Here is a 24,314-nt window from a genome sequence, read left to right as displayed (position 1 = left end):
TGAGCTTAGGCGTTATAGGTACCTATGAAACTACACATTGAGACTCCGCTTATTGAATCCCGCGCAATGAGCGTCATCACAGGACGCTCAGTCTGGATTAAGCTCGATGCACTGCAGCCACCCGGTTCATTCAAGATACGGGGCATTGGCCATGCCTGTGAAACCTACCTGGCTCAGGGTGCCCGTAGGTTCGTTTCGTCATCCGGAGGCAACGCCGGCTTGGCCGTCGCCTACGCTGGTCGCCGGCTTGGTGTTCCGGTTACGGTTGTGGTGCCGGAAACGACCACCGAAAGGGCAAAGGAACTCCTGCAGTTGGAGAACGCGGAGGTCATCGTGCACGGCATCTCCTGGCAGGAAGCCAACGCCTTTGCACAATCGTTGGTTGGTGCATCGGATGCGTTTCTTCATCCCTTTGATGATCCGCTGCTTTGGCAGGGCCACGCTACGCTGGTTGATGAAGTCTTTCGCTCCGGTCTGAAGCCCGACGCTGTGGTACTTTCCGTCGGCGGTGGCGGGCTGCTTTCAGGCGTGGTGGAAGGGCTTCATCGCAACGGGTGGAGTGATATCCCCGTTTTCGCCGTGGAAACGGCCGGGGCGGCATCATTTCACGCAGCCGTAAGGGCCGGTCATACCGTCGAGCTGGAACGGATTACCAGCATCGCCACCTCGCTTGGTGCCAAGCGTGTTTGCGAGAAGGCCTTCCAATGGTCGAAGAATCACCGGATCCACAGTGTCGTGGTATCAGACCAAAGCGCGCTGTCTGCCTGCGAGCGTTTTCTTGCCGATCATCGCATCTTGGTAGAGCCTGCCTGCGGAGCGAGCCTGGCAGTGGCCTATGAGAATGCATCAGAACTCGAAAGTTTCAGCAATATCCTGGTCGTGGTATGTGGCGGAGCTACGTCCACGATTGACCAGATCAGGGAATGGAAGAGCAGCAAACACGCCCCATAACCAGGAGATCAACCGGATCGTGGGCGCGCATCGATAACACTCGATGCCGCCCCCTTGCCGCAGGCGTTAGGGCGCGAGGCAGAGAGACGACCGGCTTCGGTCATTGCGGAACATAGCCGTGCCGGTGATGGAACCTCTCAATTTCGTTCTTTTTTGGATAGGTCCCTGTGAACGTTTTTATGTACTCGGGAATCCTCTCCATTCGGACGGCCAAATCCTCCTTGGCCTGCATGGATATATATCCAATCTGGACCAGGTATACCGTTCTTGCGTGCACATCAGCGGCTTTATTGTCATATCCGAAGCGTTCAAACATGGAAGTCAAAGCCTCCAGCCTTTGCGCATCCGCCGCCTGCACCTCCTGTTGTATCTCTGCTGATTGAAGAGCCCAGCTCCTGATTGCGAATTCAAACTTCGAATCAAAAAGCGTTTCATCAAGCCAGCAATCAAAGACATTCAACGTAGCTTCCGCCAACGAATCGGCGTATGCCTGAGACTGTCTGACAATCCCTCCGGTATTCTTGTCTTTCCATGTGTTCATCAGTGCTGCAAGCAGCTCTTCCCGATCACTGAAAAACCAGTAGAAGCTGGTTCTTGACAGGTTGAGGCGCTTCGACAGCGTCGCAATTTTTACGTTCTCAATACCCGACGCAAGAAAAACATCCCGCGCGGCGCTGACCCATAAATCCGGTGAACCACGCCATCCGCTTTCGCTTGTACTCGTTCTTTTCATAACAGCCTTGTTCCAGCTAGCCATTGAACTGTACAGGTATGTCAATTTAAAAAACATTACCGTCGATTTTGATTGACACCACTGTACATTCCTTGATTTGATCGAGGTCGAGGCATCGAACCGCGAACCCATGATCATGCCGCCCCCTTTTCACCAGGTGGTTCGCCGAGTCATAGAGGAGTCCGATCATGTCCAGTGATCCACTGCTACAGCCTTACCAGCTGAAGCACCTGAAGCTGCGCAATCGTATCATCATGACGGCTCACGAGCCTGCCTACCCTGAAGATGGCATGCCCAAGGGGCGGTATCGCGAATACCATGTCGAGCGTGCCAGGGGCGGTGTCGCTATGACGATGACGGCCGGTTCTGCAGCCGTCTCGAGAGACAGTCCACCTGTTTTTAATAATTTGCTCGTCTATAAGGACGAAATCGTCCCCTGGATGAAAGACATGACCGACGCCGTCCATGAGCACGGCGCCGCCATAATGATCCAGCTTACCCACCTTGGACGCCGTACCCGCTGGGACAAAGACAACTGGCTGCCCGTTGTCTCACCGTCACACAAGCGGGAGCGCTCTCACCGTTCATTTCCCAAACAACTGGAAGACTGGGATATTGCCCGCATCATCAGTGACTACGCCGATGCGGCTGAACGTATGAAGGCAGGTGGCATGGATGGTATTGAGCTGCAGGCATACGGCCACCTGATGGACCAGTTCTGGTCCCCCCTTACCAATGAGCTTGACGGGCCATACGGCGGTTCCCTGGAGAATCGCATGCGCTTCACGTTTGATGTCCTTGGTGAGATCCGTAAGCGTGTCGGGCCGGACTTTATCGTCGGTATACGATACACCGGTGACGAATGCCTGCCCGGCGGCATCGATAACGAGGAAGGCCTTGAGGTGTCCCGCCTCCTTAAAGACAGTGGCATGATTGACTTCCTGAACGTCGTCAGGGGCCATATCGATACCGATCCCGGGCTCACGGACGTCATTCCGATCCAGGGCATGGCCAATAGCCCCCATCTGGATTTTGCCGGCGAAATCAGGGCCGCAACGGACTTCCCGGTATTCCATGCCGCGAAAATTCCGGATGTGGCGACAGCACGTTATGCGATTGATTCCGGCAAGGTCGACCTGGTCGGTATGACCCGTGCCCATATGACGGATCCGCACATTGTCCGCAAAATCATCGAAAAACGTGAAGATGAGATTCGGCCCTGCGTTGGCGCAAACTATTGCCTCGACCGGATCTACCAGGGCGGCGCAGCCTTCTGCATCCATAATGCCGCGACCGGTCGCGAAGAGAGCATGCCGCATACCATCGAGAAGGCCGGGGTACGCAAAAAGATCGTCATCGTCGGCTCCGGCCCTGGCGGTCTGGAGGCTGCTCGTGTTGCCGGCGAAAGAGGACATGAGGTTGTTGTATTCGAAGCCGCAAGCAATCCAGGGGGGCAAATCCGCCTGACGGCACAAAGTGAACGGCGCAGGGAAATGATGCAGATCATCGACTGGCGCATGGCTCAATGTGAGCGCCTTGGCGTTCGGTTCGAATTCAACACCTGGGCTGAGGCCGGGACCGTTGAAGCGGAAAGCCCGGATGTCGTGATCATAGCGACCGGCGGCCTTCCGGACACGGAAGTCCTGACAAAAGGCAACGAGCACGTGATTTCCGCCTGGGACATCATCTCTGGTGATGTCAAACCCGGCAAAAATGTCCTGATCTATGACGACGCCGGAGATCACTCAGGCCTTCAGGCCGCAGAAATTATTGCCAAAACAGGTGCTGCCGTTGAAATCATAACCCCTGACCGGTCATTCGCTCCTGAAGTCATGGCGATGAACCTCGTGCCGTACATGCGCACGCTCCAGGCCCTGGATACAACCTTTACAGTAACCTATCGTCTTGAGTCCGTGGAGAAACGGGGCCACGAACTCGAGGCCCGCATTGGCAGCGACTACGGTCTGGTTACTGATAAGCGAGTAGTCGACCAGGTGGTCGTCAACCACGGCATCATCCCCCTCGATGGGCTGTATTTCGATCTCAAGCCACATTCATCCAATCGTGGTGAACTATCCCATGACCAGTTGGTATCGGGTGAGCCGCAGTCGGTGGTCCGTAATCCCGAAGGAAAATTCCAGCTTTTCCGGATCGGTGACGCCGTCCATACCCGTAACACCCACGCTGCAATCTACGATGCACTGCGTCTGTTGAAGGATATGTAAATCTGCAGGGCCTGACCGGTGACTCCGGCAGGCCCCTTACAGCGAATCAAATGTCGCCTGGAAGGCTTGGGCCAGGTCACGCCATGCCCCGCGCCACGATGTCGGCTTCCGGGCCGGCATTTCCCGTCCGGTCGACATGATACAGGCCCCCTTTGACGCTCATCTGGTATATTCAGGATCTTCGATCCTATCCGTGTTGGGCAAAGATGGAATCAATTGATGTAGGACTGGTAGTGCCGTTGCTTCAGCAGATGAGCGTCTATCTGCTCATCGCCTACCTGTTCTCGAAGACCCCGCTGTTCCGCCCCCTGGCCAATCTCTCCAACTGGCCGATCCACAAGTTGATGGTCTATGCCATCTTTTCCGGCTTTTGCATCCTGGGCACCTATTTCGGCCAGCAAACCCTGGACGCCATTGCCAATACCCGTGCCATCGGCGCCATCCTCGGCGGCCTGCTGGGCGGGCCCCTGGTGGGCACCGCCGTCGGCCTGTCCGGGGGTCTGCATCGCTATTCCCTGGGCGGTTTTACCGATCTGGCCTGCGCCATTTCGACCACCTGGGAGGGTTTTCTGGCAGGCATGGTGCATGCCTTCTGGATGAGACGCGGCCAGGCCGAGCGGATTTTCAATCCCTGGCAGGCACTCCTGCTGGGGGTGATCGCGGAAGCCAGCCAGATGCTCATCCTGTTGGTAGTGGCCAAGCCCTTTGATCAGGCCCTGGCCCTGGTCAAAGCCATTGCCCTGCCGATGATGGTGGCCAACTCCCTGGGAGCGGCGCTGTTCATGGGCTTTATCCGTGACGCCAAGTTCCAGGCCGATGAGCTGGCGTCCCGCCTATCCCAGCGGGCGTTGCGCATTGCCCGTCGCTGCGTCGGCCTGCTGGACAACGGCTTCAATGCCCACTCGGCGCAGGCCATTGCCGAGGTGGTCAAGGACGAGACCGGGGTTGCGGCGGTGGCCATCACCGATCGCGACCGGATTCTGGGCTTTACCGGCGTGGGAGCCGATCACCACAAGGTGGGATGTCCCATTGCGTCGACCATTACACTGGAGGCCATTCGCGACAACAAGGTGGTGTTCGCCGATGGCCTGACCACACCCTACCAGTGCTCGATAGCCGCCGGCTGCGAGCTGGGGTCTTCCCTGGTGGTGCCGCTGAAGGGCGAGCGGGAGGTAATCGGTACCATCAAGCTGTACGAGCCCAAACACAAACTCTTTCGCAACCTCAACCGCAGTCTGGGCGTCGGCATTGCCGGCGTGCTGTCCAACCAGATCCTGCACAGCCAGTTGCAGGCCAGCCGGACGCTGCTGGCAGAAGCCGAGCTGCGGGCGCTGGAAGCCAAAGTGAACCCCCACTTCCTGTTCAACAGCCTGAATACCGTGGCCGCCGTATTGCGCCGGGCACCGCATGAGGCGCGCGGCCTGATTGTCCACCTGGCGGAGTTCCTGCGCGGCAACCTGGGGCGCAACAGCGTGACCGTTTCGCTGGCTCGGGAGTTCGCCCATGTCAGCCACTACCTGGCAATCGAGAAGGCCCGGTTCGGCGACCGCCTCAGTTTCGTCGAAGAACTCGATGAAGACGTGGAGGACGAGAAGGTCCCGGCGCTGGCCATCCAGACGCTGGTGGAAAACGCGATTAAGCACGGCATCAGCCGTGCCGAAGCCGGCGGCCGGGTGCGGCTTTCCGCGTACCTGGACGGCGACAATATCTGCGTACAGGTGGAGGATAGCGCGGCACAGGCGCCGCAACAGACCGACGGCCTGGGACTGACCCTGGTCCGCGAGCGTTTCGCCGCCCTGGGCGCCGCTTGCAGCCTCCAACTCCAGCACCAGCCGGGGCAATACACGCGTGCTAAACTGACCTGGCCAAGAGGTACCCTGTCATGATTCGTGCCCTGATCGTGGACGATGAACCCCTTGCACGGGAAGAACTGGCGGCGCTGTTGGGCGAAGCCGGTGGTGTCAAGGTGGTCGGGGAAGCGGGCAACGGCAAGGAGGCCCTGCTCAAGGTCAAATCGCTGCATCCCGACGTGGTCTTCCTGGACGGGGACATGCCGGGGCTGTCCGGGGTCGATGTCAGCAGCCTGCTGTCCGAACCGCGGCCACTGCTGGTCTTCGTGACCGCCCACCAGCAGTTCGCACTGGAAGCCTTTGACGAAGCCGCTCTGGACTTCCTGCTCAAGCCCGTTGACCCGGATCGACTGGCCCGCACCCTGAAGCGGATTGAAGCACTGGGTATTGGCGAGGCAACGCCCCTGGAGAAGCTGGCCTGCTACCAGGGCAACAAGGTACGGCTGGTTTCGCCGGCCGAGATTGATTGCGCCTATGTTGACCTGACCGGCACCCAGGTCCAGGTCGGTGGCGAGGAACTCCACTGCCAACTGCCCCTGAAGACGCTGGAAGCGCGCCTGCCACTCATCCGCACACACCGACGGTACCTGGTCAACCCCGATGCCATCGGGGCGATCACCCAGAAAGAGAGCGGGGCCGAAATCGAAACCCGTCACGGTGCTTTGATTCCGGTCTCGCGTCGTTACCTGAAGCAGCTCAGGGATAAATACCTGCTGCCATTCTGACCGCTCAACAACCCGATTCGACCGCTCAGGCAAAAATCGGCAGCCTCCCGGCCACCCCCTTCGTAAGCTTTGCCCTCCAACCAGTCCAACAAAGACAATAAGGGGAAAGCCATGCAGTGGTTCTTACTGGGTGTCGCTTTGCTGATCAGCGGCTACTTCATCTACGGAAAAATCATTGAGCGGATTTTCGGCACCAGGCCGGAGCGCCAGACACCGGCCTTTACCAACAACGACGGTGTTGACTACGTACCCATGTCCACCCGGAAGGTGTATCTGGTGCAGTTGCTCAACATCGCCGGCCTGGGGCCGATCTTCGGCCCGATCCTGGGGGCGCTCTACGGCCCCACCGCCCTGCTGTGGATTGTTTTCGGCTCCATCTTCGCCGGTGCCGTGCACGACTACTTCTCCGGCATGCTGTCGGTGCGCGCCGGTGGTGCGTCGGTACCGACCGTGGTCGGTCGCGAACTGGGTACCGCCGCCAAACATTTCATGAACAGTTTCGCGGTGTTGCTGCTGTTACTGGTCGGGGTCGTCTTTACCCTGGGGCCGGCCAAGCTGCTGGGCAACCTGTCCGGAACATCGGTACCGGTCTGGGTGGCTGTCATTTTCGGCTACTACCTGATCGCCACCCTGGTGCCCATCGACAAGATCATCGGCCGTCTCTACCCGCTGTTCGGCGCACTGCTGGTGTTCATGTCCGTTGGCCTGCTGATTGGCCTGGCGGTCAGCGACAAGTCGTTCTACGCCGCCGGCATCACCCTTGAGAACCTGCACCCGCAGGATCTGCCGCTGTGGCCGCTGTTGTTTATCACCATTGCCTGTGGCGCCCTGTCCGGCTTCCATGCCACGCAATCGCCGCTGATGGCACGCTGCATGGAAAACGAGAGCAATGGCCGCTTCGTGTTCTACGGTGCGATGATCGGCGAAGGCGTGATTGCACTGATCTGGGCAACCCTGGGGATGTCCTTCTACGACAGCCCCGAAGCCCTGAACGCCACCCTTGCCCAGGGGGGGCCCGCCGCCGTGGTCAACGATGTGGCCACCTCACTGCTGGGCGGGATTGGCGGCATCCTGGCCATTCTTGGGGTGGTCGTCCTGCCCATTACCTCTGGCGATACGTCTTTTCGTGCAGCCCGCTTGATCCTGTCCGACTTCCTGAAGTTCGACCAGAAACCCATCACCAAACGTCTGATGATCGCCCTGCCACTGTTTGCGGTCGGCTTTGCCATCAGCCTGATGGACTTCAATGTGATCTGGCGCTACTTCGGCTGGGCCAACCAGATGACCGCGGTCATCATGCTGTGGGCCGCCGCGGCCTGGCTTAAGCGCCATGGCAAGTTCCACTGGGTTTGCACGGTTCCTGCGACCTTCATGACCGGAGTCGTGAATGCCTACCTGTTTTCCGCCGAGATCGGCTTCGGTTTGCCGCTGAGTGTGGCCGGCCCCATCGGCCTTGCATCCTCCTCGGTGATGCTGGTCTGGCTGCTGATGCGCGGTCGCAGGGAGCAGGACGACCTGGATACACCGGCCATCGCTGCCGAGCAGGCTTGAGCCGGGCAGTCACCACCGGCTGAAAGGCCGGTGGTGACGCTCATTGAATCACCAGACCCAACCATCCGGGATCCCATACCCGCACAGGCGCTGACAGGACGTCCCACCACATTGCGGTGGCTTCCGGGGCCTAATGCCGCAACGACGCCATCCACTCCAACACCCCTTCACTCGCCGTCTTGCGGATCACCCGCGCCCGGGACACGCTTGCCTCGCCCGGATCGATCACGGTGATGGGCACGTCGAAGTCCACACAGCCAACCAGCCCGGCAGCGGGGTAGACCTGGAGCGAGGTGCCAACGATCAGGAGCTGGTCGGCGGTGCTGACCACCTCGGCGGCGGTCTCGATCATGGGGACGGCTTCGCCGAACCAGACCACATGGGGACGAAGCTGGCCACCGCGTTCGCAGGTGTCGCCAATATGGATGTCGTTGTAACCGATATCGTAAAGGCGATTCTCATCGTGGACGCTGCGGGCCTGGGTCAGTTGGCCGTGGAGGTGGACAACGCTGGTGGAACCGGCGCGTTCGTGCAGGTCGTCGATGTTCTGGGTGACGATGGTGACGCGGTAGTCCTTTTCCAGCTCCGCCAGCGCGTAATGGGCCGGGTTGGGCCGGGCATCCTTCAGTTGCCGACGGCGGTCGTTGTAGAAGTTCAGGACCAGCTCCGGATCGCGCTGGAAGGCTTCGGGCGTAGCGACATCGTAGACGTTGTGTTTTTCCCAGAGGCCGTCGTTGTCGCGAAAGGTGGCAATACCGCTTTCAGCGCTCATGCCAGCGCCGGTGAGGACGACGATGTGCTGCTTCATAAGGTCTCCGGAACGCGTGGTTTTCCGGGGACTTTAGCATCTGGGGGCTTGATCGTGGAGTCGCGGGAGGGCGCTGTGATGCGGTTTTCGAGGCGAGCCCACATCTTACGGGAGTGTGGCGGTGGATGGTGTCCGGCCACCCACCGCCGGGGTCCTACAGGTCGAAGATCTTGCCGGGGTTGATGATCCCGTTGGGATCGAACACCTGCTTGATGCCCTTGAGGTAGGCGATTTCCGCTTCGCTGCGGGTGTATTGCAGGTAGGGCTTCTTGGTCATGCCCACGCCGTGCTCGGCGGAGACGCTGCCGTTGTAGCGCTGGACGATCTCGAACACCCACTTGTTGACCTGCTGGCACTTCTCGAAGAAGTCTTCCTTGGCCATGCCTTCGGGCTTGAGGATGTTCAGGTGCAGGTTGCCGTCGCCAATGTGGCCGAACCAGATGATCTCGAAGTCCGGATAGTGCTCGGTGACCACGGCGTCGATTTCCTGCAGGAAGCCGGGCACCTTGGAAACGATCACGGAGATGTCGTTCTTGTAGGGCGTGCGCGGGGCGATGGACTCGGAGATGCCCTCGCGCAGCATCCACAGGTTCTTGGCCTGGGTCTCGCTCTGGCTGATGGCGCCATCCAGCACCCAGCCGTTTTCGACGCACTGTTCGAACAGGCCCATGGCTTCGTCCATCACCTGGTCGGAAATGGCTTCAAACTCCAGCAGTGCGTAGTACGGGGCTTCGGTCTCGAACGGGGCCTGCACCTGGCCGTGAGCCAATACGTGCTGCATGGCCTGGTGCGAGAAGAATTCGTAGGCGGTCAGGTCGATCTGCTTCTGGAACGTCTGCAGCACGTCCATGGTGTTGGTCAGGTCGTTCAGGCCCAGCACCAGCACGGTCAGGTTGTCCGGCTTGCGGGTCAGCTTCATGGTGGCTTCGGTGATGAAACCCAGGGTACCCTCGGCGCCGATGAACAGGTGGCGCAGGTCATAGCCGGTGTTGTTCTTTTCCAGGTCCTTGTTCAGTTCCAGGATGTCGCCCTTGCCGGTGACGACGGTCAGGCCCGCCACCCAGTCACGGCTCATGCCGTAACGGATAACCTTGATGCCGCCGGCGTTGGTGGAGAGGTTGCCGCCCAGCTGGCTGGAGCCGGCGGAGGCAAAGTCCACCGGGTAGTACAGGTCGTTCTCTTCGGCGAAGTTCTGCAGCTGTTCGGTGATCACGCCCGCCTGGCAATGCACGGTCCGGTCGCTGGCGTTGAAGTCAAGGATCCGGTTCATGTAGTCGAACGCAACGACCACCTCGCCGTTGGCGGCCACGGCGCCCGCGCTCAGGCCGGTGCGGCCCCCGGAAGGCACCAGCGCCACCTGGTTCTCGTTGGCGAAGCGGACGATGGCCTGCACCTGCTCGGTGGTCTTGGGGAACACGATCGCCACCGGCCTGGGCGCGTAGATCTTGGTCCAGTCCTTGCCGTAGATGTCGAGGTCGGCGGGATCGGTCAGGACCTTGCCGTCGTCAACGAGGGATTTGAGGGCGTCAACAATCTGGTCAGGCGTCATGGCACTCTCGGTAGCACTGTCGGATTACAGGGGGCAATGGACGGTGGCGACCCAGGTTGAAGCGCTTTCGCGAGCGGCTTCACAGCCTGATGACTGGCGTCACCGAACACAATGTCAAAACGGGCGTTTATGGTATCATACCCGCCCTGTTCGGCGCCCCTGCTGACAAAAAGCCCGGCGGGCGCACGTTTTACATCACGCGACGAAAGGTCTGTAAAGCCCATGGCAAACACGTCCCTCGACAAAAGCAAGATCAAGATCCTGCTGCTTGAAGGCGTTCATCAGTCTGCACTGGATACCTTGCATGAAGCGGGTTACACCAACATCGAGTACCTGACGCACTCCCTCGGCGACGAGGAGCTGAAGGAAAAGATCGCCGATGCCCATTTCATCGGCATCCGCTCCCGCACCCAGCTCACAGAGGAGGTCTTCGAGGCCGCCAGCAAGCTGATGGCCGTGGGCTGCTTCTGTATCGGGACCAACCAGGTCAACCTGAAGGCAGCGACCCAGCGTGGTGTGGCCGTCTTCAACGCACCTTTCTCCAACACCCGTTCCGTGGCCGAACTGGTTCTGGCCCAGGCCATCCTGCTGCTGCGCGGCATTCCGGAGAAGAACGCCAAGGCGCACCGCGGCGACTGGATCAAGTCGGCCAAGAACAGCTACGAAATCCGTGGCAAGAAGCTGGGCATCATCGGCTACGGCAACATCGGCACCCAGTTCAGCGTCCTGGCGGAAGCCCTGGGTATGGAGGTCTACTACTACGACGTGGTCTCCAAGCTGTCGATCGGTAATGCCAAGCAGGTCAACTCGATGAAAGAGCTGCTGAACATGGCTGACGTCGTCAGCCTGCATGTGCCGGAAACCCCGGCCACCAAGTACATGTTCGGCGCCGAGCAACTGGCCCAGATGAAGCCGGGCAGCATCCTGATGAATGCGTCCCGCGGTACCGTCGTGGACATCGAGGCGCTGGCCGAGACCATGAGGAGCGGCAAGCTGCTGGGTGCGGCCATCGACGTATTCCCGGTCGAGCCGAAGTCCAACGACGAGGAGTTCGTCTCCCCGCTGCGCGAATTCGACAACGTGATCCTGACCCCACACATCGGTGGCTCCACCATCGAGGCGCAGGAGAACATCGGCCGCGAAGTGGCCGAGAAGCTGGCGATGTACAGCGACAACGGCACCACCGTGTCCTCCGTGAACTTCCCGGAAGTGGCGCTGCCGTCGCACCCGAACCAGCACCGTCTGCTGCACATCCACGAGAACATCCCGGGCGTCATGTCCGAAATCAACCGCGTGTTCTCGGACAACGGCATCAACATCTGTGGCCAGTACCTGCAAACGCAGGACGAGATCGGCTACGTGGTGATCGATGTGGACAAGGAGTACGGCGAACTGGCGCTGGAGAAACTCAAGTCCGTGCGTGGCACCATTCGCTGCCGCGTGCTGTTCTAAGGACAGCGCACCGCTGGATAAAGAAAGCCGGGTCGACGCCCGGCTTTTTTGTGCCCGCCTTCCCGTTCCCCGTCACTTACGCGCAGACACTTTCTTTCACATTATTAATCCCGACCGGCCCGTTCTGACCTTGTTTCGTCATCGAATCGACCTAAGGTTTAGAGGTGTATTGGGGTAAATCGTCTCAAATTTCGCAGTCACAAGGAGAAGACCATGTCTTTGAAAGACTCGCTCATGACGAAACTGGAAACCCAGACCGAATACTGGAGCAAGCAGATCGACAGCCTGCGCGCCGAGGCCGACGAGAAGATGGCCAAAGCCAAGGATGAAGAGGCCGAAGCACAGATCCAGGATGATTTCGCCAAGCGCATCCAGGAACTCGAAGACAACGTGGAAAGCGCCCGGCAGAAAATGGGCGAACTGCGCGAAGCCGGTGAGGATCACCTCAGCGATCTGAAGAAGCGGGTTGAGGAGTGGTTGCCGAGTAATACCAACTAACGCGAAGGCATCGCCCGCTAATGTAGCCGACGCTTTAGCTTCGGAGCAGCCCGTCGGGCTGCCGGGTTTCGTCGAAGGGAAAAGAAGGCCCCTTCGGCGCCTCAGAAGCTGAAGCATCTGCTACAGGCTCGAGTAAACCGAAAACCATCACGGATCTTTCAGCATAAGAAAGCGGAGACCTCCAGGAGGCCTCCGCTTGTTTGTACCCGGCGGAGTGATTAACCCTGCATCGGCACCAGGGTCAGTTCAACCCGGCGGTTCTGGGCCCGGCCGGATTCGGTGCTGTTGGAGGCAATCGGGTTGTTCTCGCCGTGACCGGTGGCCCGGGTCCGTCTGGACGCGATGCCCTGGTTAAGCAGGAAATCGCGCACGGACGAGGCCCGGCGCTCGCTCAGCAACTGGTTGTAGGAACTGGAACCGGTGCTGTCGGTATAGCCATCGATCTGGATGACGGTCTGTTCGTACTCATTCAGCACCAGGGCCACGGATTCCAGCACATCGGTGAATGAGGAGCGGATCGAGGACTGATTCACGTCGAAAGTGATGTTGCCCGGCATGATCAGCTGGATCTGGTTGCCGTTACGCTGAACCCGGACGCCGGTGCCTTCCAGTTTGTGGCGCAGGTCCGCTTCCTGGCGGTCCATGTAGTAGCCGATACCACCACCGGCCGCGCCGCCGGCGGCAGCCCCGATGAGGGCGCCCTTGCCCCGGTCACTCTTGCTGGAGGTCGCCGCCCCAATGGCCGCACCGGTGACGGCACCGATCACGCTCCCCTTGGTGGCATTGGAGACTTTCTCCTCACCGGTATAGGGATCGTATGTCATACACCCGTTCAGCGTAACGACCGCTACGGACAAGGCCATGATTGTTTTTTTCATCCACTGCTCCTTCTTCTACATCTATCAGGCGCCAGCCGCACGCTGGGGCTCGGCCAGGTCACTACATCCTTCAATGAAGGCGTTAATGGTCACATTGAACACGGTTGCCTGCAGGTCCGTCGCCTCGTTGACGAGGTGATGACGGCCATTGGGCAGCCGGCGTTCGTTGACCGATGAAAACTTGTTCCTGATGATCCTCAGGTTGTGCTGCCAGTCGACAGTCAGGTCTTTCTCGCCCTGGATCACCGTGACGGCATAATGCACCGGCGCTGCCGCCTCGATCGAGGGCACCCACCGGCGCAGGGCCGTTACCCAGTTCACATGGACGGCGCGCGCCTGCAATGGATCATGCTCCCGCAGGAACCGGAGAAAACGGGAATTGCCGCTGTTCTCCGAAAACATGCGCCGCCAGCTGGTCATAAATGGCTTCACCAGACTGTGCAGTATCTTGGCCCCGATCCAGCCATTGGGGCGCACCAGCGGTGCCAGCAGCACCACGTGGCGAAACTCCGCCGTTCCCTGCGGTACATTATGCAGCAGGTAATCGATCAGGACGCCACCACCGGTGCTCTGCCCCACCGCGAACCAGGGACCGTCCACGCGATGACGCACCACCGCCAGCACATCCATCAATACCTGCTGGTATTCGGCAAAACTGCCGATGGATGCGGGTGTACCGCTGGACAGACCATGCCCGGGCTGATCGTAGGCCAGCACGTTGAAGCCGGCGCTCAGGCAGCGGTCGATCAACTGGCTGTAAAGGCCGACATGGTCGAAATACCCGTGCAGGATGAAGACAGTGCCGCGGGCTTCCGGAATCCGGTAAAAATGGATCGCGACCCGATGCTTGCCCGCCTGAAGGTTGCCCAACGTGTATTCCACATTCGGGTGCTCAACCCACAGGTCCAGACCATAGAAGCGACAGTAAGCGGCCACTTCCTGCCGGAGCCCGTCCTGGCTGCCGCCCTTCTGCTTGCTGACATCAAAGGCCGGCAGTTGAGCGATCAGACTCGCCCGTTCCCACTCCGGCATGTCCAGGTTATCTGTCTTCCAATACACAGTGGTTCGCCGTTGGTTGCATATTCTACGTACTGGGCCTGTGACCCGGTATTACGTCTCTGTCATCTCGATCCCGGCATCTGGGCCGGTCACCGGGGGCGGAGAGGTCTACATTAGCACATCACGCCACCCGGTCAGTGCCCATCCGGGCCGGATTGGCTGAAATAAGACGCGTGCGTCCAAAACCGGCCAAATCATCTGGTGGGCGGATGCATAATCCTATAAAACAACCTATCAGACATGGCCCGGCTTCCCGTACCCTGAGCGCTGGACATGCCCATAACAACAAACGGAGATCGCGATGCTGCAATCGGCGTTGCAGGCCAGTCTGCGGTTCAGCCTGCAGACCCTGGTCAAACCCTTCCTGACACCACGTATGCCGGTCTCGGCGTTGCGAAGCCTGATCCGTCAGGCCTATCGACTGTCGCCACCGCCGAAGGGTGTCCGCTTCGAACCGTCCATCATCGACGGGGTCCCCTACAATATCGTCACCTGCGGTCCGGATGAGGGCGAGAGCGCCATGCTCTACCTGCATGGCGGAGCTTTCACCATCGGCTCACCGGACACGCATAGGGGCCTGACCGGTCACCTGGCCAAGGCAACAGGCGCCACCCTCTATGTGCCGGACTACCGGCTGGCACCGGAGCACGTTTACCCGGCCGCCCTCGAGGACGCCCTCACCCTGTACCGCCACCTGCTGAGCCAGGGTTATACGCCGGGGCGGATCAGCATCGCCGGGGATTCGGCAGGCGGAGGCCTGACGCTGGCGTTGGCGGTCAGACTGAAGCAGGACAAACTGCCCCTGCCCGGCGCCCTGGTGATGCTCTCACCCTGGGTCGACCTGACCCATGGGGAGGTGCATACACCGGACGTGGAACCGGTCCTGCAACTGGGCTGGATCAAGGCCGCAGCGGAGGACTACCGGGGCGACCTGCCCCTGGACGATCCCCGCATTTCTCCCGTCAACGCGGACCTGTCGGGCCTGCCGCCGATGCTGATCCAGGTGGGCAGCCAGGAGATCCTGCTGAACGACGCCCGGCGTCTGGCCGCCCGGGCCCGTGAAGCCGGGGTGGATGTGACGCTGCAGGAATTCGACAGACTGTGGCACGTGTTCCAGATCCACGCCGGGCCGCTGGAGGCCGCCAACCGGGCCATCGAGCAGATTGCGCGGTTTCTCCGCACACGCGAGAGGGAGCAATGATGCAAAAGATCCTACTGATCACCGGGGCCGGAGCCGGCATCGGAGCCGCCACGGCCCGCCGCTTTGCCCGGAAAGGCTGGCGCCTGGGACTGATCGACATTGACGAAGCCGCCGTTGTGGCCCTGAACGAGGAACTCGGCGGCCAGCACTGGCACCGGGGCCTGGACGTCACCGACCGGGCCGCGGTCCGTGACGCCCTCCAGGCATTTGGCGAGTTTGCCGGCGGTCAGCTCGACCTGCTGTTCAACTGTGCCGGCATCCTGCGCATCGGCGAGTTCGAGACGATTCCCGCCGAAGAGCATCGCCGGATCATGGAAATCAACGTGATTGCCCTGATGGACGTGACCCAGCAGGCCTTCCCCCTGCTGAAAACGACGCCGGGGGCCCGGGTGATCAACATGAGTTCGGCTTCGGCACTCTACGGCACGCCCTACTTCGCCAGCTATTCCGCCTCCAAGTTTGCAGTACGGGGCCTGACCGAGGCACTCAACAACGAGTGGAAGGAACACGACATTACCGTGCAGGACATGATGCCGCCGTTCGTGAAAACGAAAATGCTCACGGAGCAGACCTTCCGCGCCCCGATCATCGACCGTCTGGGCGTCAACCTGGAACCGGAGGACATCGCCGAGGCCGTATGGAAGGCCCATCAGGGCAACGAGGTGCACAACCCGGTCAGTCTGCAGTTCAAATCCCTAGTATTCGGCAGCAAGTGGCTGCCCAATGCCTTTACCCGCCAGTTGATCGGCCTGATCAGCAAGCGCTGATCAGGCCTCGACATCCTGCAAACGCAGTTGTCCGGACACCAGCGCTTCCTTGCGCTGACGCGGCCACTGCTTTAACGCATACTCAAGCCGGGCCGCCCGGGTGCGGTCTCCCACGGCCGCGGCAAACGCCAGTGTCAGCGGGCCCTTGCCGCGCAGGCTCCGTGCCGCTCTGGGGCCGTCGGCCTGGTGTTCCGAGAAGCGCCGCTCCACATCGGTGGTGATCCCGGTATACAGCGCTCCGCTCCGGGTCCGGACCAGGTAGAGATGCCAGGTGCTCATGCGGCGGTCGCCTCCGGTGATACCTTGCGGCCACGCTGCTGGTACCAGAGGCCGGCCACAATCAGCACCAGGCCGACGTATGTCGAGTTGAAGATGGTCTCACCCAGGATGAAGTGGATGAAGACGAGAGACAGGAACGGCGAGATAAAGATCAGGTTACTGACCTGGGAGGTATTCTCTGCCCGCTTCATGGCAAACATCCACAATACGAAGGCGATGCCCATCTCGAACACACCAATATAGAAGGAGGCCCATATCGCGGTGGCAGAGGCATCGGGCAAATCGCCGGTCGCCAGACAGATAGCGACAATGAACGGCAGGCCCAACAGGAAGTTGAGGAACAGCCCCACCAGCGGATCCCGCGTGTCGCGGGTATTGGCAATCCAGTAGAAGGCCCAGATCACGGTGCTGGCCAGCGCCAGGATGACCCCCAGCGGATCGGAGAACTTGAGACCGAGGATATCCCCCCGCGTCGCAATGACCACCACGCCGCCGTAGCACATCAGCCCCGCCAGGAAATCGGAGCGGCCGAGACGCTGGCCCAACAGGGGCACGGACAGGTAGGTCAGGGTCAGTGCCCAGGTGTAGTTCAGCGGCTGGGCTTCCTGTGCCGGCAGGCGGGCGAAGGCACCGAACAGCACCAGGTAGTACAGCACCGGGTTCATCAGCCCGAACACCAGCGAAGCCAGGTACTGCTTCCGGTTCAGGCGGAACAGCTCGCCCATTTTCCCCTGCTGCACCAGGATCACGGCAAGCACCACCACGGAGGTACTGCAGGCAATCAGCATCAACTGGACCGGCGTCATCTCACGTAGTGACAGCTTGAACGCCGTCGCCACCGTCGACCACAGCAAAACGGTCGCGCCGCCGAACATCAGGGCATGCTTCTGGTTCTTCATGGGACTCCGGGGAACGGGTTCAGGATGCTTGCCAGAGGCCGCAGGATAGCGGAGAGCCAGGCCCGACGCCACCGTTCGGGCAACCTGTAGGAAGCGTGGACAAACCATGTGTAAATCTTAATTTGATCCCGTTTCGGCTCGTGGCAAGGTGACGACAGTTCGACCTGGATGGGATGTCGCGACGCGGTTCTCTGTGCCATCCGGGACCCGGGCGGACCGGCCGGTCAATGGCGTGGGCCGGCCGTCGCCCTTCACCCTCCAGAAGGAGATATCTATGAAAACCCTCATGACTTCCGTTGCCGTATCCATGGCCCTGCTCGCTTCCGGCCCGGCCCTGGCAGCAGATCCGCAGACTCAGGACCAGGACTACCAGAATCCAGCCGCGACAGGGACACAGAAAACCAACTACTCCGACCAGGAGCTGAAGAAGTTCATCAAGGTCCAGAAGGACATTTCGTCCATCCGGGAGGAGTACATCCCCCAGATCAAGAAGGAACAGGACAAGGACAAGGCCCGTAAACTGCAGATCGAAGCCAACGACAAGATGGTCGCTGCCATCCAGGACAAGGGCCTGGATATCCCGACTTACAACGCCATCGCGACCGCCTACAACAGCGAGCCGAAGCTCCGGCACCGTGTCGAAGCGCTGATGTAATCCGCCCTTCTTTTGCATCAGGCACAAAAAACCCCGCCACAGCGAGCGGGGTTTTTTGTGGGTGCCCGATCCGCCCTACTTCATCAGGCCGGGCAGGAACAGGGCGATCTGCGGGAACACGATCAGCAGCACCGTCGACAACAGCAGCAGCACGATAAACGGCGGCGTCCCCCGGATCACATCCAGGTAGGGTCGCCTGAAGATCGCCACGGCGGTAAAGATGTCGCAGCCGAACGGTGGGGTGGCGGAGCCGATGGCCGCCTGCAGCGTCACCAGCGTGCCCACCAGCACCGGATCGATACCCGCGGCGGAAACCGCCGGCGCGAAGATCGGCGTCAGGATCAGGATCACCACGATGGGATCCACGAACATACAGCCGACAAAATAGGAGATCGAGATCAGCGCCAGAATAAAGTAGGGACTGTCGGAGGCATTGGCCACCACGTCACCCAGCAGCAGGTTCGGAATCTTGGCAAAGGAGATCACCCAGGAGAACGCCGTGCCGGCGGCCACCAGGATAAACACCACGGCTGTGATCAGGCCGGTGGACAACGCCACCGACGGCAGGTCGCTGATCTTCACCTGCCGGAAGATCACCATCTCCAGCAGCAGGGCATAGGCCACGGACATGGCCGCCGCCTCGGTGGGACTGAACATCCCGGAGTAGATGCCGCCAATGATGATGACCGGGAAGCCCATGGGCAATGCGGCTTTCTTCAGGGCGGTCATACGCTCCGACCAGCTCGCCTTGGGCATCACCGGGATCTTCAGGCGGACCGAGCGGTAATAGCAGTAGATGGAAAAGAGCGCCAGGATCATCAGCCCCGGGCCGATGCCGGCGATAAACAGGTCGCCAACCGACGTCCCGGACACGACACCGTAGATGATCATGCCGATCGATGGCGGAATCAGCAGTGCGATGTCGCTGGCGTTGATGATCAGCGCGATGGCGAACTTGTCCGAATAGCCCGCCTCTATCAGCTTGGGACGCAGCGGCTGCCCCATCGCCACCACGGTGGCCTGGGTGGAACCGGAAACCGCACCGAACAGGGTGCAGGACATGGCGGTGGTCATGGGCAAACCGCCACGCAAGTGCCCGACAAATTTCTGCACCAGATCCAGCAGTCGGTCGGCGGTGTGCCCCTTGATCATGATATCGGCCGCCAATATGAACATGGGCACCGCGACCAGCACCGACTGTGAAATCCCCCCGATCATCTGCTGGATAATGACCGAGCCCTCAAGAAACGGGAACTGGGAAAACAGCAGCACCATGGCCCCTACCAGCAGCGGCACCATCATGGGGAAGCCCAGCAGCAGTAGCACGATCATGACCACGGCCACGACGATGGCCATGGAAGGTGTCGACATGCCGGCCAGGCCCAGGGCAGCCATCACATTATCCATCGGTTTTCTCCCCGCCTGCCTGTTTCTTCTCGGCCTCAGCCACCTGTTGCTCGTAGTAATCCTGCTCTTCCTTCGACAGGCCACCTTCGACTGCCAGCTCCTCTTCATATTCATCCCGGTGATGCCACGACAGCCACGCGCCGTCGCTGATCAGGTTGCGCACACCCGCCAGGAAGAACTGAACCGATCCAACAAACAGACCGATGGGGACAATCAGGTAAGGAATCCAGAGGGGAAACTGCATCGATGGCATCACCCGCCCCGATTTATGCAGGTTCTGGATGTAGTCGATGGAATAGACGGCCAGCAGGGCCAGCAACGCGCAGGAAAAAAAACTCACGAACGTGAGCAGGATTTTCTGCCCCAGCGGCGGCAGCAGGTCATGCAGGGCCGAGACCCTGATATGGCGCGCGTTGCGCACCCCGTGACCGACACCGACAAACGTGACGATCACCACCAGCAACTGCGCCAGCTCATCAACGAATGAGAGGCTGTGCCCCAGATTCCGGGCAAATACACCAACGATGGCGGCAATCGCCATCACTAGAATACCGACAATGAGGATACCCTGCTCAATAACGTTGAGACCGGTATCGATCATTTGAAAGGGCCCTTTTTTCTTCCCCTTCCCTTGTTCTGGGCCATCGGACGCGCCCCTGGATTCTGCCATGGTTTCGCTCCATTTTCTTTTCCGGTAAATACAGTATACGTTGTAATAGATGGCAGACTTCAAGAAATATGTCTATTTGATAGTGTGTTATCGTGGGCACATTGGTTAGAACTCAAAGGAGATAAGAACATGAGAACACTCATTCGCTGGCTTGGAAGCCTGACCATTCTGATGTCATTCATCCTGGTTGGATGTTCAGATTCAGGTGACGACAGCGCGAACAAGGAAGCCAATACGCAACAGGAGTCCTCAAGCTCATCCTCCGAACAGGCTGCCAAGAGCAGTGACACCGTCACCTGGCGTTTTGCCCTGGAAGAAATCGAAGGCAGTGTCCAGGACGCCTACGCGAAAGAATTCAAGAAAGAGGTTGAAAAGGCCTCCGACGGCAACATCAAGGTCGAAATCTATCCTTACGGCTCCCTGGGCACCTCGTCCCAGCTGACTGAGCTGGTACAGCAGGGCGCTGTCGAACTGGCGTTTGCTTCGCCGGGGCACCTGGCCTCCGTCATTCCGGAAGTGGGCGTTTTCACCCTTCACTTCGTCCTGTCCGACGACAACGACGTGAACAAGGAAGTGCTGTCCAGCGACAAGGTGCATGACCTGTTCGCCGATCGTTACAACTCCCAGGGTCTTGAACTGCTGAGCATTGTGCCGGAGGGCTGGATGGTCTGGACCGGTAACAAGGCCCTGCGCACGCCGGCCGATTTCGAAGATTTCAAGATGCGGACCATGACCTCACCCATCCTGACCGAGTCCTACAAGGCCTACGGCGCCAACCCGACGCCGATGCCCTACTCCGAGGTCTACAGTGGCCTGCAGTTGAAGCAGATCGATGGCCAGGTCAACCCCATCTTCGCGATCGAGGAAATGAGCTTCTACGAGGTGCAGAACTACATGACCATGGCGCACCACGCCCAGTTCATCTCCACGGTCATTGCCGGCAAGGACTGGTATGACGGCCTGCCGGACGACCAGCGCAAGATCCTGGACGACGCGCGCGACAACCTGGTGGACTACATCTACAAGAAGCAGGAAGAGTTCAACCAGAAGCGTCTGGACAAGATCAAGGAAAACAGCGATATCAAGATCATCACGCTGACCGACGAGCAGCGTGAAGCGTTCCGCAAGGCGAGCATGCCGGTGCGGGATATCTACATCAAGGAAGCGGGCGACCGCGGTAAGAAGGTCCTCGACACCATCACCTCCATGGTGAAAGAGAAAGAAGCCGAAATGGAGCAGGGAGAGTAATCCCCACTACGGCTTCCTGTTCGAAAGGCGTGGCTCCGGCCACGCCTTTTTTACGGGAGCCTCCTATCACTCCTGCATGTCTTTACTGTTCGGCCTTGGCCGGGCGCATTTCCAGCACCGCCAATACCTGCCCGGTCTGTTCCATCAGGAACAGGCTACGCCCCTCGATCGCAAACCGCTCGGTTTCGTCCAGCACCTTCAGGAACGCCTGTTCAGTCTCTGCCCGGCGTGGACACATCATGCGCGAGGTCGCCAGCGGCCCAAGCGAGAGGGCGTCCCGGCGACGCTCGAAAGGGCCGGAAAAGCGGTTGCAGCCGGCCAGGCCGGACACACGGCGATCTTCACCAAAACGGACAAATATGGGCTGCTGACCGGGCTCCGCCGGCACGGGATGGCCATTGAGGTGGGTCAGGTACCAGTTGCCGTCCTGCAGCGACACTGCCGGACACCGGTTCTCGCCCAGATCCATCACCTGTTGCAGGCCGCCGACATCCAGGAACAGCTGGGGGTCGTCACTATCCGGCGCCTCGCCCTCGGCCCAGTGCCCCTGGACGATCACCGGCAGACGCTCGGGAGGCCGCCGGCCGGACTGGCGGTATGCCGCCTCAAGCTCGGGGAACGCCCGCTCCATCGCCACCGGCCAGTTGCGCATGGTCATCGGGTCATAGGCCAGTGCTGCATCAGCCTGGGCCATGAAACAAACCGCCATGGGACGATCGTCCTCCAGGGGTTCCGGCTCATCGTCATCCAGCGAGAGCACGGCGGACCCGGAGCCGCCCACTCCCTGCAGCGTGATGGTCTCGTCCTCCCCGAGCTGCAGCATCGTTGGTGTTTCGCCACCGCCATGGGCCACCACCGTGCCGCCGTCGGTCACCCGCCACCATTGGCCGTGGTCGTAGCGGGGCGGCTCCCCCTCGCGGGTCACACGACGCTCATACATACCGTTGCCCCAGAAAACCCAGACCTGGCTGTCATCGGCGCTGACGTAGCGCCCCGGTGTCAGTGTCGAGGGGCCGGCCGACTCCGGGGCGGCAGGCGCGCCGGCACACCCGGTCAACAGGGCGGATGACAGCAGCAGGGCAATGGAGAGACGCTGTTTCATGGGGACATGTCCTTTCGTCGGGTAAGTGCAGTCAGCCACGACCGGCGTGGTGACCTGGCGGACGTTCATCTGGCGCAGGACCGCCTTGCCCCGGATCGTGAGGTTGGAAATAAGCCGAAACAAGCTGGCGCCGTGACAGGGGCTGCAGCGCGTCCTGCTCCTCAGGCAAATCATCCAGCAACCAGTTGGAATGGCGGACGCGCTCGACAAACACGTTGGAGGCATCCCGCAGGGTAAGCCGAACCGTGGCTGCCGGGAGCGTCCACTGATCCCTGGAGACCAGCTCACGCAAAGGTGGCCTGGCGCCGCCAGCCTCTGTCATATCAAGACTTCCTGGGACGCATGGCGATCAACCGTGAATCCACCAGGGCGGCGGTCCGGTGGTGGACGATCGCCTGGTACTCCGGATCGGAAACCATTGAAAGGAAAGCCTGCGCCGACGGATAACGCACCAGCAGGACTTCGTCCCAGTCTTCATCCTCCGGGGCAATAACCGGCACCATGGCCTCTCCGACCCATTCCGGCTGTGCTTCGACCTTGCTGAGCTGGGCGAGGGCCAGCTTGCTGTAGCGGGCATAGGCTTCCCGACCACTGCAGGGCGCCTCGTTGTCCTCTTCGGCGTAAGCGGCATCCTCACGGAAACGCAGCAGGTTCAGCATCACGACCGGCTCATCCGGCGCAAACTGCCTGACCAGCGATTCCAGTCTCGGCCGGGACGGATGGATTGACGTCATCAAGCTCTCCTTTTCGCTGTGAGTTGCACGGACCGTGCGAGTTAAAAGACCGTTTCCCCTTCCGCCCCCGTCCGTCATCCCTGCTCCGGGACGGCCCAGGCCACTTGCTGGCGGGCTGCGATGGCCCCACAGGCGGCGACGTCGTCCAGCATCGACTGCAGGCGATCACCCCATCCCCAGGGCGGATTCACCAGCAGCAGGCCGGAGCCGTACATGCCTCGGGCCGGGCTCTTATCCAGCAGATAGTGGCACTGGAGCACTTTGGTGACGGGGCTGTCCTGCAGGCGACGGATCATTGCCTCGTGCCGGGCTTCGGGTAACAGGGGATACCATACTAGATAGACGCCGTGACGACACCGCTTCCAGGCCTTGATCACCGTCTCCGCCGTCGTCATGTAGTCGTCCTTCACTTCATAGGGCGGGTCGATCAGCGTCAGCAGGCGCGGTGTCGGAGGCGGCAGTTCCGCCAGCAGGCCGCGAAAGCCATCGCCCGCAACCACGTGTGCCCGGCGTTCCCGCGCCCAATCCTGTAACAGGCTGCTCTCGCCGCTGTGGAGCTCAAAGGCGGTCACCGGATCCTGTTCCCGGGCCAATGCTTCGAGCCAGGCCGGCGATCCGGGATAGAAGCGCACCTGCTCCGCACCCTCTGCAACCCCGATGACGTTCCAGAATGACGCCCACTCCGGATCCTGCAAGTGACGGCGCATCTGCCATAGCCGCTGGATACCACCTTCTGCCTCGCCCGTCTTGCGCGGCCGCTCACTCTGGAGATCATAACGGGCGCTGCCCGCATGGGTGTCAAAGCAGGCGATACCGGAGGGCTTGGCCTGCATCATCTTCAGGGCCAGGAACAGCCCCAGGTGCTTCTGCACATCGGCAAAGTTGCCCGCATGGAAGGCATGAAGATAACTCAGCATAAAACGCGGCGCTCCCGATCAGAAAACGGTATTAGGCCGCATTGCCAAGCCTCCGGCAACAGCACGACGTAAACGATTGCATTTCGCATCCATCACCTTATAATCGCAAATACAAATTAGTCTCATTAATAACATTTAACGCATACTCGTTGACAG

At 60.4% G+C, this 24,314-nt stretch carries 24 protein-coding genes; 11 read left to right on the top strand and 13 right to left on the bottom strand.

Annotated features, from left to right (window positions below):
- Positions 1-24 precede the first annotated feature (24 nt).
- Positions 25-951 (top strand): pyridoxal-phosphate dependent enzyme, encoded by a 927-nt coding sequence (locus EZI54_RS14570; protein WP_131482617.1) that lies wholly within the window; start codon positions 25-27, stop codon positions 949-951.
- Between the two features lie 100 nt (positions 952-1,051).
- Here EZI54_RS14570 and EZI54_RS14565 read toward each other — a convergent pair whose 3' ends face one another.
- Positions 1,052-1,684: a TetR/AcrR family transcriptional regulator gene (locus EZI54_RS14565; protein WP_131482616.1), complete on the bottom strand. Its 633-nt coding sequence runs from the start codon at positions 1,682-1,684 to the stop codon at positions 1,052-1,054.
- Between the two features lie 188 nt (positions 1,685-1,872).
- Here EZI54_RS14565 and EZI54_RS14560 point away from each other — a divergent pair, with 188 nt between their 5' ends.
- The 4 genes from EZI54_RS14560 (at position 1,873) to EZI54_RS14545 (ending at position 8,035) form a co-directional block, all read left to right on the top strand.
- On the top strand, positions 1,873-3,909 hold the full coding sequence (locus EZI54_RS14560) for an NADH:flavin oxidoreductase (protein ID WP_131482615.1): 2,037 nt from the start codon (positions 1,873-1,875) through the stop codon (positions 3,907-3,909).
- Between the two features lie 233 nt (positions 3,910-4,142).
- A complete protein-coding gene (locus tag EZI54_RS14555) occupies positions 4,143-5,795 on the top strand; it encodes a sensor histidine kinase (protein WP_242674474.1) in 1,653 nt (550 codons plus the stop codon).
- A complete protein-coding gene (locus EZI54_RS14550) occupies positions 5,792-6,484 on the top strand; it encodes a response regulator (protein WP_131482613.1) in 693 nt (230 codons plus the stop codon). Before EZI54_RS14555 ends, EZI54_RS14550 begins: the two co-directional genes overlap by 4 nt.
- A 111-nt stretch (positions 6,485-6,595) precedes the next feature.
- Positions 6,596-8,035, top strand: coding sequence for a carbon starvation CstA family protein (locus EZI54_RS14545; RefSeq protein ID WP_131482612.1), 1,440 nt, complete (start codon positions 6,596-6,598; stop codon positions 8,033-8,035).
- 130 nt (positions 8,036-8,165) lie between these two features.
- Here the strand turns inward: EZI54_RS14545 and EZI54_RS14540 are convergent, their stop codons facing one another.
- Together EZI54_RS14540 and EZI54_RS14535 are read right to left on the bottom strand one after the other, a co-directional pair.
- Complete coding sequence (locus EZI54_RS14540) at positions 8,166-8,843, bottom strand: SIR2 family NAD-dependent protein deacylase (protein ID WP_131482611.1); 678 nt, start codon at positions 8,841-8,843, stop codon at positions 8,166-8,168.
- A gap of 154 nt (positions 8,844-8,997) precedes the next feature.
- Entirely contained in the window at positions 8,998-10,392 is a 1,395-nt protein-coding gene (locus EZI54_RS14535; protein WP_131482610.1) for an FAD-binding oxidoreductase, read from the bottom strand.
- Between the two features lie 222 nt (positions 10,393-10,614).
- On the opposite strand from EZI54_RS14535, the gene serA reads away from it, so the two are divergent.
- Both serA and EZI54_RS14525 read left to right on the top strand, forming a co-directional pair.
- Positions 10,615-11,844: a phosphoglycerate dehydrogenase gene (serA, locus tag EZI54_RS14530; RefSeq protein WP_131482609.1), complete on the top strand. Its 1,230-nt coding sequence runs from the start codon at positions 10,615-10,617 to the stop codon at positions 11,842-11,844.
- Positions 11,845-12,057: 213 nt separating this feature from the next.
- The gene (locus tag EZI54_RS14525) at positions 12,058-12,342 is read left to right on the top strand and encodes a sll1863 family stress response protein (RefSeq protein WP_131482608.1); all 285 of its coding nucleotides are present in this window, start codon (positions 12,058-12,060) and stop codon (positions 12,340-12,342) included.
- A gap of 218 nt (positions 12,343-12,560) precedes the next feature.
- Here EZI54_RS14525 and EZI54_RS14520 read toward each other — a convergent pair whose 3' ends face one another.
- Positions 12,561-13,220, bottom strand: coding sequence for a YiaD family glycine zipper/OmpA-like lipoprotein (locus tag EZI54_RS14520; protein ID WP_131482607.1), 660 nt, complete (start codon positions 13,218-13,220; stop codon positions 12,561-12,563).
- A gap of 24 nt (positions 13,221-13,244) precedes the next feature.
- Positions 13,245-14,279 (bottom strand): alpha/beta hydrolase, encoded by a 1,035-nt coding sequence (locus EZI54_RS14515; RefSeq protein ID WP_131482606.1) that lies wholly within the window; start codon positions 14,277-14,279, stop codon positions 13,245-13,247.
- A 301-nt stretch (positions 14,280-14,580) separates the two neighbouring features.
- Here EZI54_RS14515 and EZI54_RS14510 point away from each other — a divergent pair, with 301 nt between their 5' ends.
- Complete coding sequence (locus tag EZI54_RS14510) at positions 14,581-15,480, top strand: alpha/beta hydrolase (protein ID WP_131482605.1); 900 nt, start codon at positions 14,581-14,583, stop codon at positions 15,478-15,480.
- The gene (locus EZI54_RS14505) at positions 15,480-16,247 is read left to right on the top strand and encodes an SDR family oxidoreductase (protein ID WP_207389225.1); all 768 of its coding nucleotides are present in this window, start codon (positions 15,480-15,482) and stop codon (positions 16,245-16,247) included. Before EZI54_RS14510 ends, EZI54_RS14505 begins: the two co-directional genes overlap by 1 nt.
- Here EZI54_RS14505 and EZI54_RS14500 read toward each other — a convergent pair whose 3' ends face one another.
- Both EZI54_RS14500 and EZI54_RS14495 read right to left on the bottom strand, forming a co-directional pair.
- Positions 16,248-16,526: a GIY-YIG nuclease family protein gene (locus EZI54_RS14500; RefSeq protein WP_131482603.1), complete on the bottom strand. Its 279-nt coding sequence runs from the start codon at positions 16,524-16,526 to the stop codon at positions 16,248-16,250.
- Positions 16,523-17,425 (bottom strand): DMT family transporter, encoded by a 903-nt coding sequence (locus EZI54_RS14495; RefSeq protein WP_131482602.1) that lies wholly within the window; start codon positions 17,423-17,425, stop codon positions 16,523-16,525. The genes EZI54_RS14500 and EZI54_RS14495 overlap by 4 nt, the downstream gene beginning before the upstream one ends.
- Before the next feature lie 274 nt (positions 17,426-17,699).
- Here EZI54_RS14495 and EZI54_RS14490 point away from each other — a divergent pair, with 274 nt between their 5' ends.
- A complete protein-coding gene (locus tag EZI54_RS14490) occupies positions 17,700-18,080 on the top strand; it encodes a DUF4168 domain-containing protein (protein WP_131482601.1) in 381 nt (126 codons plus the stop codon).
- A 75-nt stretch (positions 18,081-18,155) separates the two neighbouring features.
- Here the strand turns inward: EZI54_RS14490 and EZI54_RS14485 are convergent, their stop codons facing one another.
- Together EZI54_RS14485 and EZI54_RS14480 are read right to left on the bottom strand one after the other, a co-directional pair.
- On the bottom strand, positions 18,156-19,436 hold the full coding sequence (locus EZI54_RS14485) for a TRAP transporter large permease (RefSeq protein ID WP_131482635.1): 1,281 nt from the start codon (positions 19,434-19,436) through the stop codon (positions 18,156-18,158).
- A gap of 43 nt (positions 19,437-19,479) precedes the next feature.
- Positions 19,480-20,220, bottom strand: a complete 741-nt coding sequence (locus EZI54_RS14480; RefSeq protein WP_131482600.1) for a TRAP transporter small permease — start codon at positions 20,218-20,220, stop codon at positions 19,480-19,482.
- Between the two features lie 66 nt (positions 20,221-20,286).
- Between EZI54_RS14480 and EZI54_RS14475 the strand changes: the two genes are divergently transcribed.
- Entirely contained in the window at positions 20,287-21,405 is a 1,119-nt protein-coding gene (locus tag EZI54_RS14475; RefSeq protein WP_131482599.1) for a TRAP transporter substrate-binding protein, read from the top strand.
- A gap of 82 nt (positions 21,406-21,487) precedes the next feature.
- Here EZI54_RS14475 and EZI54_RS14470 read toward each other — a convergent pair whose 3' ends face one another.
- The 4 genes from EZI54_RS14470 to EZI54_RS14460 form a co-directional block, all read right to left on the bottom strand.
- A complete protein-coding gene (locus EZI54_RS14470) occupies positions 21,488-22,507 on the bottom strand; it encodes an META domain-containing protein (RefSeq protein WP_165495761.1) in 1,020 nt (339 codons plus the stop codon).
- Positions 22,508-22,538: 31 nt separating this feature from the next.
- Entirely contained in the window at positions 22,539-22,829 is a 291-nt protein-coding gene (locus tag EZI54_RS24455) for a hypothetical protein (protein WP_165495760.1), read from the bottom strand.
- A gap of 1 nt (position 22,830) precedes the next feature.
- Entirely contained in the window at positions 22,831-23,241 is a 411-nt protein-coding gene (locus tag EZI54_RS14465; RefSeq protein ID WP_131482597.1) for a DUF1330 domain-containing protein, read from the bottom strand.
- A 74-nt stretch (positions 23,242-23,315) separates the two neighbouring features.
- On the bottom strand, positions 23,316-24,158 hold the full coding sequence (locus EZI54_RS14460) for a 23S rRNA (adenine(2030)-N(6))-methyltransferase RlmJ (protein ID WP_131482596.1): 843 nt from the start codon (positions 24,156-24,158) through the stop codon (positions 23,316-23,318).
- Positions 24,159-24,314 lie beyond the last annotated feature (156 nt).

Origin of the sequence: Marinobacter halodurans, assembly GCF_004327985.1 — a bacterium.
Lineage (GTDB): Bacteria > Pseudomonadota > Gammaproteobacteria > Pseudomonadales > Oleiphilaceae > Marinobacter_A > Marinobacter_A halodurans.
Note: the sequence above shows the minus strand (reverse complement) of the source record. Positions and strands in the feature narration are given on the sequence as shown.

Bases quoted from the DNA above. Each gene is read 5' to 3' on its own strand.
- EZI54_RS14570 (WP_131482617.1), top strand. From the start codon at position 25: ATGAAACTACACATTGAGACTCCGCTTATTGAATCCCGCGCAATGAGC.
- EZI54_RS14565 (WP_131482616.1), bottom strand. From the start codon at position 1,684: ATGAAAAGAACGAGTACAAGCGAAAGCGGATGGCGTGGTTCACCGGAT.
- EZI54_RS14560 (WP_131482615.1), top strand. From the start codon at position 1,873: ATGTCCAGTGATCCACTGCTACAGCCTTACCAGCTGAAGCACCTGAAG.
- EZI54_RS14550 (WP_131482613.1), top strand. From the start codon at position 5,792: ATGATTCGTGCCCTGATCGTGGACGATGAACCCCTTGCACGGGAAGAA.
- EZI54_RS14545 (WP_131482612.1), top strand. From the start codon at position 6,596: ATGCAGTGGTTCTTACTGGGTGTCGCTTTGCTGATCAGCGGCTACTTC.
- EZI54_RS14540 (WP_131482611.1), bottom strand. From the start codon at position 8,843: ATGAAGCAGCACATCGTCGTCCTCACCGGCGCTGGCATGAGCGCTGAA.
- EZI54_RS14535 (WP_131482610.1), bottom strand. From the start codon at position 10,392: ATGACGCCTGACCAGATTGTTGACGCCCTCAAATCCCTCGTTGACGAC.
- serA (WP_131482609.1), top strand. From the start codon at position 10,615: ATGGCAAACACGTCCCTCGACAAAAGCAAGATCAAGATCCTGCTGCTT.
- EZI54_RS14525 (WP_131482608.1), top strand. From the start codon at position 12,058: ATGTCTTTGAAAGACTCGCTCATGACGAAACTGGAAACCCAGACCGAA.
- EZI54_RS14520 (WP_131482607.1), bottom strand. From the start codon at position 13,220: ATGAAAAAAACAATCATGGCCTTGTCCGTAGCGGTCGTTACGCTGAAC.
- EZI54_RS14510 (WP_131482605.1), top strand. From the start codon at position 14,581: ATGCTGCAATCGGCGTTGCAGGCCAGTCTGCGGTTCAGCCTGCAGACC.
- EZI54_RS14505 (WP_207389225.1), top strand. From the start codon at position 15,480: ATGCAAAAGATCCTACTGATCACCGGGGCCGGAGCCGGCATCGGAGCC.
- EZI54_RS14500 (WP_131482603.1), bottom strand. From the start codon at position 16,526: ATGAGCACCTGGCATCTCTACCTGGTCCGGACCCGGAGCGGAGCGCTG.
- EZI54_RS14495 (WP_131482602.1), bottom strand. From the start codon at position 17,425: ATGAAGAACCAGAAGCATGCCCTGATGTTCGGCGGCGCGACCGTTTTG.
- EZI54_RS14490 (WP_131482601.1), top strand. From the start codon at position 17,700: ATGAAAACCCTCATGACTTCCGTTGCCGTATCCATGGCCCTGCTCGCT.
- EZI54_RS14485 (WP_131482635.1), bottom strand. From the start codon at position 19,436: ATGGCCATCGTCGTGGCCGTGGTCATGATCGTGCTACTGCTGCTGGGC.
- EZI54_RS14475 (WP_131482599.1), top strand. From the start codon at position 20,287: ATGAGAACACTCATTCGCTGGCTTGGAAGCCTGACCATTCTGATGTCA.
- EZI54_RS14470 (WP_165495761.1), bottom strand. From the start codon at position 22,507: ATGAAACAGCGTCTCTCCATTGCCCTGCTGCTGTCATCCGCCCTGTTG.
- EZI54_RS24455 (WP_165495760.1), bottom strand. From the start codon at position 22,829: ATGACAGAGGCTGGCGGCGCCAGGCCACCTTTGCGTGAGCTGGTCTCC.
- EZI54_RS14465 (WP_131482597.1), bottom strand. From the start codon at position 23,241: ATGACGTCAATCCATCCGTCCCGGCCGAGACTGGAATCGCTGGTCAGG.
- EZI54_RS14460 (WP_131482596.1), bottom strand. From the start codon at position 24,158: ATGCTGAGTTATCTTCATGCCTTCCATGCGGGCAACTTTGCCGATGTG.